Origin of the sequence: Belnapia arida (assembly GCF_016773205.1) — a bacterium.
Classification (GTDB): domain Bacteria; phylum Pseudomonadota; class Alphaproteobacteria; order Acetobacterales; family Acetobacteraceae; genus Belnapia; species Belnapia arida.
This window is the reverse complement of record NZ_JAETWB010000091.1, coordinates 1-7,244: the sequence shown is the minus strand read 5'-3', so window position 1 is coordinate 7,244 and position 7,244 is coordinate 1. Positions and strand designations below refer to the sequence as shown.

At 64.8% G+C, this 7,244-nt stretch carries 8 protein-coding genes and 2 pseudogenes; 5 read left to right on the top strand and 5 right to left on the bottom strand.

The annotated features are described in order from the left end of the window. On the top strand, positions 1-627 hold a 627-nt coding region (gene bdcA, locus JMJ56_RS32235; RefSeq protein ID WP_202835969.1), incomplete at its 5' end, for an SDR family oxidoreductase. Between the two features lie 126 nt (positions 628-753). Here the strand turns inward: bdcA and JMJ56_RS32230 are convergent. Both JMJ56_RS32230 and JMJ56_RS35935 read right to left on the bottom strand, forming a co-directional pair. After that, positions 754-1,275, bottom strand: coding sequence for a transposase (locus JMJ56_RS32230; protein ID WP_202835968.1), 522 nt, complete (start codon positions 1,273-1,275; stop codon positions 754-756). A gap of 24 nt (positions 1,276-1,299) precedes the next feature. Further along, positions 1,300-1,497 carry a transposase gene (locus tag JMJ56_RS35935; protein ID WP_202835967.1) on the bottom strand — a complete coding sequence of 66 codons (198 nt, stop codon included), beginning with the start codon at positions 1,495-1,497 and terminating at the stop codon, positions 1,300-1,302. 613 nt (positions 1,498-2,110) lie between these two features. On the opposite strand from JMJ56_RS35935, the gene JMJ56_RS32220 reads away from it, so the two are divergent. After that, on the top strand, positions 2,111-4,405 hold the full coding sequence (locus JMJ56_RS32220; RefSeq protein WP_202835966.1) for a PAS domain S-box protein: 2,295 nt from the start codon (positions 2,111-2,113) through the stop codon (positions 4,403-4,405). Positions 4,406-4,759: 354 nt separating this feature from the next. Here the strand turns inward: JMJ56_RS32220 and JMJ56_RS35930 are convergent. From JMJ56_RS35930 to JMJ56_RS32210, 3 genes and pseudogenes are all read right to left on the bottom strand, one after another. Next, positions 4,760-4,861: pseudogene (locus tag JMJ56_RS35930) on the bottom strand (hypothetical protein); the annotation flags it as partial. 66 nt (positions 4,862-4,927) lie between these two features. Then, complete coding sequence (locus JMJ56_RS32215) at positions 4,928-5,161, bottom strand: IS6 family transposase (RefSeq protein WP_202835965.1); 234 nt, start codon at positions 5,159-5,161, stop codon at positions 4,928-4,930. Between the two features lie 244 nt (positions 5,162-5,405). Next, positions 5,406-5,774: a hypothetical protein gene (locus tag JMJ56_RS32210; protein ID WP_202835964.1), complete on the bottom strand. Its 369-nt coding sequence runs from the start codon at positions 5,772-5,774 to the stop codon at positions 5,406-5,408. A 306-nt stretch (positions 5,775-6,080) separates the two neighbouring features. Between JMJ56_RS32210 and JMJ56_RS32205 the strand changes: the two genes are divergently transcribed. From JMJ56_RS32205 to JMJ56_RS32195, 3 genes and pseudogenes are all read left to right on the top strand, one after another. Then, a complete protein-coding gene (locus tag JMJ56_RS32205; protein WP_202835963.1) occupies positions 6,081-6,335 on the top strand; it encodes a hypothetical protein in 255 nt (84 codons plus the stop codon). Positions 6,336-6,502: 167 nt separating this feature from the next. Continuing rightward, positions 6,503-6,637: pseudogene (locus tag JMJ56_RS32200) on the top strand (DUF1488 family protein); the annotation flags it as partial. Positions 6,638-6,819: 182 nt separating this feature from the next. Continuing rightward, complete coding sequence (locus tag JMJ56_RS32195) at positions 6,820-7,101, top strand: hypothetical protein (protein WP_202835961.1); 282 nt, start codon at positions 6,820-6,822, stop codon at positions 7,099-7,101. The last annotated feature ends 143 nt before the right edge of the window (positions 7,102-7,244 follow it).

Here is a 7,244-nt window from a genome sequence, read left to right as displayed (position 1 = left end):
GGCGCGGCGGTGACCTTCACCTATGCCGGCTCGAAGGAGGCCGCCGAGCGGCTGGCGGCGGAGACGGGCGCCACGGCTGCGATGACCGACAGCGCCGACCGTGACGCCGTCATCGCGCGGGTGCGCGACAGCGGGCCGCTCGACGTGCTGGTGGTGAATGCCGGGGTTGGCGCTTTCGGTGACCCATTGGAGCAGGACCCTGACGCGGTGGACCGGCTGATCCGCATCAACGTGGCCGCGCCCTACCACGCTTCGGTGGAGGCGGCGCGGCGCATGCCGGAGGGCGGGCGGATCATCGTCATCGGCTCGGTCAACGGCGACCGGATCCCCTTTCCGGGCCTGTCGGCCTATGCGATGAGCAAGTCGGCGCTGCAGGGCATGGCGCGCGGCCTGGCGCGGGACTTCGGCCCGCGCGGGATCACGGTGAACGTCGTGCAGCCGGGGCCGATCGACACCGACATGAACCCGGCGGACGGGCCTATGAAAGACATCCAGCACGCCGTCATGGCCATCAAGCGGCACGGGCGGCCGGAGGACGTGGCGGGGATGGTCGCCTGGCTGGCGGGGCCGGAGGCGGGCTTCGTCACCGGGGCGATGCACACCATCGACGGCGGCTTCGGCGCCTGATCCTGCGCGACGCGGAGTTTGGGGCATCTTCGGCCCCGGCCGGATCCTCACTGACTGTGTGAAAATGCCGATCAGGCGGCAATGCGCCGGAGCATAATGCGTGACATCGCTGCATGGATCATGGCTTCAACAGTCGCGGGCAGGCGTTTGTAGTCGCGCGCGAGCCGGCGCGACCGTTGAGAGCCAGGCGAAGATCCATTCTACCACCCACCGGCGCGGTATGACTTGAAAGCTTTTAAGCTTTTCCTCCAAGCCGTAGCGCCAGAGGTGGCGGTCGCGGTGCTTCGGGACCTCGACACGCCACCCCCGCTCGGCCTCGAGCCAACGCGCGAAGGTGTCGGCGTAGGCGCCGTCGGCCCAGACCAGTTCCAAGCGCGGAAACTCGCCGGGACTGGCTTGACCAATGAAGACCTGGGTGCCGATCCGATCATGCAGGTCGGCGGCATGGACATGGGCGAGAAGGACGAGACCGGCAGCATCGACCAGAATGTGCCGCTTGGGGCAAGCGGTCCGCTTTGCAACATCGTAGCCGCGCGCTGTGCCACTGACACCTGTGGCCCGCGCCGTCTGGCTGTCGATGATCGCGGCGTATGGCTCAGGATGGCGCCCAGCTGCTTCACGCGCGACCGCGGGCAGCCGGTCGTGCATGCGGCGCAGCGTGCCGTCGATCCGCTAGCTTCGGAAATGAGTGAACACTGTCGGCCAGGGCGGGAAGGACGGGGACGGCATGCGCCAGGCGCATCCCGAGCGGACAAGATAGAAGACTGCCTCGACCATCAACCGGCGTGGCCACTTGAGCGGTCGTCCCTGAACGCCGGTGGGCGGGAGCAGAGGCTCCAGCGCTGCCCACTCGGCGTTGGAGAGATCCATTGGATATCGACGCTGACGGGGGTTCCGCATGGCTGCCTCGGCCCACAAACCTAAGGCAATGCAACGCGTTAGACCGAAATCGGACTTTTCACACAGTCAGTCATAGAGCTGTTTTGGAACTGTATGGGCCGCTAAATGTCCGTTGGACATTCGACCAGGCACGGTCGCATGTCCCGTCAGGATGAGGCAAATCAGCCGTCGTCCGATATCATCGGGACCACCGGTCTGTTTGACGCGGCGCCGAGTGGGGGCGCGCCCATGCTACCGGTCTGGACTGACCCGATGGCAAATCAGATACGGCCTTATCGACATCACAAGAGCCTCCGTGCTTTCGTCGTTACCTTGGCGATGCGCGGAACTGGCAGCTGTACGCGATTCATGCGGCATCGCTATGTCGCTTCTACCACTTGACACAGCTTCTCCGATGCTTTTTCGATACGTATGCCTTGGCAACTCTGCCGCTTGCGACACTTTCCCAAGAGAGACGTGTCCTGACGGCGGAGCAGGAAGGAACGGGTAGGTGCCGCCTTGAACCGGTATTCCTAGAGGCAGCATGAACATGTCGACGACAGGCGGTACTAGCCGCCCTCCGCCCTCGGAGGTTGGCGGGTCCTTGGCCGAGGCGGCTGAGGCCGAAGCGGTGCGGCTGGCGGTACTGCGGGGCTACGCGATCCTTGACACGCCTGCGGAGGCAGCCTTCGACCGACTGGCGGCGCTTGCCCGCGACCTCCTTCGAACGCCGACGGCTATGGTTTCGCTAATCGACGAAACCCGCCAGTGGTTCAAGGCGCGCATCGGTACGGAGCTGCGGGAGGTACCGCGCGAACTGGCATTCTGCGACCATACCATTCGGGGTGCTCCAGACGAGGTGCTGGTCGTGCCCGACTTGAAGGCCGACCCACGGTTTGCTTCCAACCCGCTGGTCACCGATAGCCCGCATCTTCGCTTCTACGCTGGTGCGCCGCTTGTCGGTCCGGGTGGGGCGGTGCTCGGAACCGTCAGCGTGCTGTGCACCGAGCCGCGCCCTGAGGGTCTGTCGGAGACGGAGAGGCAGGGACTTCGTAACCTGGCCGCTACGGTTGCAGACGAGCTGGAGTTGCGGCTGCAGTCGCGCTTGTCCCGAGAGGCGGCGGTGCGTGCCGAGGCGGCACGGGCGGCCGAGGAGCGACTGCGCCGCGCCCAGGAGGCCGCCGGAGTCGTCGCCTTCGAGATTGCCGGCCGAAGCGGAATGGTTGCCGACATGGCGCCCCGAGCCGATGGGCTGCGCCAAGTCCTCGGCTTGTCGCCCGGTTCATTGCTGAATCTCCGCCATGTGCTTGCGGCGGTGTGCCCGGAGGATCGCCCTGCGCTTGCCGCCGAGGCCCGTCGGCTGGCAACCGCGGGCGGAGAGTTCCGCCTCGAGTTCCGGGTCAGGCCCGGGCGCTGGTTGCAGGCCCGCGGCAAGGTCGAGGCCACCAGAGGTCAGAACCAGGTGCTAAATTGGCGCGCTTCTGGAATCATTTTCGACATTACGGAGCGCAAGGAAATGGAGCTTGCGCTGCGCGAGGCCGAACTCCGTCAACGCACGCTCTTCGAAGCCGCGCCTTTTGGCGTTATCATCATCGATCCGGCAACGCACCGCATCCTCGACGTCAACGGGCGGGTCTGCGCCGAGTACGGCTACACGCGTGAGGAATTCCTTCACCTCTCACTTGCCGACATCGACGCGCTTGGAGACTCCGAAGCCATTCGCGTCCGAGGTAGGGCGCATGCCGTCCGACCCGGTACCCAGGAGGTCGAAGCGCAGCATCGGACCAAGTCCGGCGAGATCCGCGACGTGCTGGTCCGGGCGCAGGGCGTCGTGCTCGGCGGCCGAAAGGTGACCTACGGCGCCCATATCGACATTACCGCGCGCAAGGCGGCCGAGGCGGCCTTGCGCGAGAGCGAGGCCGAGTTCCGGGCCGCGTTCGAGCAGGCTTCCGTGGCGATGTCTGAGGTGGACTGCACCACCGGTTGCTTGCTCCGGGCCAACGCCGCCTATGCACGGCTCGTCGGACGCTCTGCCGAAGAGATTGTGGGCCGGCCGTTCTCCGACTTCGTGCATCCCGATGACCGGGCCGGGGACCTTGCGGGATTCGGGCGTGTGTGCCGCGGCGAAACGCCTATACACGAGGTCGCCAAGCGCTACGTGCAGCCCGACGGGTCGCTTCGTTGGGCCGAGCTGACCTCGGCGCCTGTATGTGACCAGGCGGGGCGGATCGTGCGAACCGTGGCGATCATCCAGGACGTGACGGAGCGCCGGGCCGCCGAGGAGCGCCAGGCACTGTTGGTACGCGAAGTGGACCACCGAGCGAAAAACGTGCTGGCCGTTGTGCAAGCAGCGCTGCGGCTGACGCCGAAGGGCGACACCGAGGCTTATGCGAAAGCCGTCGAGGGCCGGGTGATGGCGCTCGCCCGAGCTCATACGTTGCTGGCAGCGGAACGCTGGACCGGCGCCCGGCTGCGCACTCTGCTCGAGGGTGAACTGGCCGCCTTCCTGTCGGCCACGACGACCAGCGCTGGATCCGGTCAGCGGGCGGAGCTGCATGGCCCAAATGTAATGCTCCCCCCTGCTTCGGCGCAGGCGCTGTCGATGACGCTACACGAGCTTGCCACGAACGCTACCAAACACGGAGCGCTCTCCGCACCTGGAGGCCGGATTTCAATATCGTGGCGCGTCACTGAGGAAACCGACAGGAGCGCGCTTTGGCTGCAATGGAGCGAGGCCGGTGGGCCGCCGGTTACAGGAACGCCCGTGCGCCGTGGGTTCGGCTCTCGGGTGATCGAGGCCACCATCCGAGACCAACTCGGTGGCACAGTACGTACAGATTGGAAGCCGGGTGGAGTGATATGCGAGCTGACCGTCCCGCTCAGGGAGAGGCCAGGATAAGATGCGCTGAAGGTGCGCAAATGGGACGGCATTGGCAAGTTGTTGAAGCAAGGGCCGCGCTGGACCGTGCGGCATGACGGCGTGCAGGTTTACGCTGCGATCTGGACGCAGGTCTCCTCGCGCCGCACCCGGAATGCCTTGTCGCGGGCATGGCGGTACTGCCCGGCCGGCATCGGGTGTCACCGCGGTCGGAAATGACCATAGATCATGGCGTGGGACGAGAAGAACCGCTATGCCTGCTCCGACGACTTGAAGCGCTGCATCTGCCTCTCTCGCCGTTGCGTTGGTCGATGCGAGTTTTCAGGTCTGTTGTTCAGGTACCGGCTGGCTCGGTGCTTGACCTTGGGCATAACGTCACGCTGCTACACCGTAGCTGCGTAGCCCATCAGTGGCGATGCGACTGGGCTTGAACCTGAGACCAGCAAGCAAGCGCTTGAAGAAGCGTTTGGCCGCGGCGGCGTTCCGTCGGCTTTACGCGAAGATGTCGAGCATGACACCGTGCTGGTCCATTGCGCGCCCGAGCTAATGCAACTCGCCTTTGATCTTCAGAAACACCTCATCGACGTGCCAGGTGTTGCGCCGCTTGGGTCGGCGTCGGCGCAGCTTTCGGGCGAAGGTGCCGCCGATGCCCTGCTCTGCCAGGATCAGTTCGACATCGCGCAGGTTCAAGCTGAAGACGTAATCAAGCCATACCGCATGACTGATGATCTCGGCCGGAAAGCGGTATCCGGAGTAAGTGGCGAACTCGGGCGTCATCAACTCAGCTTGGCCCAGCCATTTCGTTCAGAATATAGGCCGAAAACTTGGCAATGCTTGTCGATGTCAATCGACTTGTGGCGGGAGTATTTGGTCCCATCGACTAACTTGCTCGACGGGGCTTACCGCATGTCGGGGCACGGCAGGGACCTCGTTCCGGCCAGCGCCTCGGGCCGAGCCCTATGCCGAGGCCAATAGGCAGACTGTAAATCTGCTGGCCGGCTGTGCGTGAATGCGCTGGCCATTATAGCGCGAGCGCCTCTGCCTCCCAGCCGCCACGAACGAAGCCGATGACCTCAAAGGCGCCACCATCGGCCCAGAGCAGGCTCAGCACCTTCACGTCTGCGTGCCACACGTCAAGCCCATAGGGCAGGTGCGACATGGTGTGCTGCCGCTCCAGCGCATGGCGGTACCCGGGAGAGGAGGCTTCTCCTGGCAAAAGGTCATTGAACGGGGTCCAATGCTCGATGACCCAGGCGTCGGCTCTGAGCGCAATTCGTCGCACGGAATCGCGTTGAACTTCGAGGGTGCCACGCTCCCGGACCAAAGGGATGAGATGGTCACGGATCGCCAGCGCCGGACCGTCACCGGAGGAGACCAGCCGAAGCGCCATGCGATCCTCCTCCGGGCGTAGCGCCGACATCAACGCGGCGGAGGCTGTGTCGCTTCCTCGGCCGAGAAAGCGGCGTTCACGACCTATCGACGGATGCCGGGAACAGGCGCCGGCCTGATCCCACGCGAGTTGTGATAGGGGAATAGCGTCCCTCATCGCCATATCAAGTACGTAAACCGCCAGAAAACCCGGGTTGCGGCTCGCCAGTGCCTTCTCTGCTGAAGAGTTACCGCGGTGCCCGGGGCGGGCCGCTCTCAAAGCCGACCTTTCGGCGAGCGGTGCCGACCTCGGCGCAGGAGCGCAATCATGCCCAATCGCACGCATACCAGCACCCTTGTGTTCCAGCGTCCCTTTTCAATCAAGAGCGCCGGGGGGATGCAGCCGGCCGGCACCTACACCGTCGAGACGGAGGAAGAACTAGTCGAGGGCCTCTCCTTCCCGGCCTACCGCCGTGTCTCGACCACGATCACGCGCCAGGCCAACGACGCCGGAGCGCTCGTCCAGGTGCTTGCCATCGATCCACGCGAACTGGAACAGGCACAGGCAGCAGACCGCCTCTGAGGCAGAGTTGCAGTTGCCCAGCCGGGATGGCGGCGGGCCGCCATCCAGACTTTTCTGTCACACAGGAAGTCACAGGGTATGACCGAACCGACCGCCACGCCGATCGCATTGCATCCACGGAGCGACGGTAGGCGCCTGTTGTTCGAGACCGTGGGGACGGACGCCGCGTCGCCTGTGCCATCTCGCTGATGGTCCTGGAGGATCTGAGCGAGCGCCGCTGCTACAAGCCGGCCGATCAGCTCAAGTCCTTCGCTCAGATGCGCCGGCAGATCGAAGTCATTGCGCTGAAGTTGACCATTTAGCCCGACAACGTTGATGACATGTTATCGAATGCGGCATGATCCGCTCCGGTATATGCACAGGAGGATGGCTCCGAGGACGGGTGCGCTGGCAACTCACGGTCGGGTAGTACGTCTGCTTGGCGCAACTGGCACGGCCGCGAGATCGCCAGCCGAGAAGTCGTTTGTGAAGGAGCCAGATCGGCATGGCGGGCCTGATTGCGAAACTGCTGGGTAGGGTACGCTATCGGCGGCGCTGGCGTATCCTCGCCGCCGCAGCCGTAGCCGCTGCCGATAAAGCGACCATGGAGCTCGATCACCATGTGCGCGACTACGGCCGCCGGCACGGCGCCGACCAACGCCTCCGCTGGCGCGGTCGTCCGCGCCGCGCATCCCTTCCGCGGCGGGTGGGTGAAATTGACTACCCGCGCAAGGATGATGGCGCCGTTCAAGCGGGATCGGTACCGCTACGGGGAGCAGCACCGTGACAATCATCGTTTCCGTGAAGATCAACGACGGTGTTGTTATGGCAGCCGACAGTGCCGGCACCATGGGCAGCGGGCAGATCTACGCCCACGCCAATAAGATCACGAACCTGTGCGAGGGATTGCCCATCGGGGCCATGTCCACA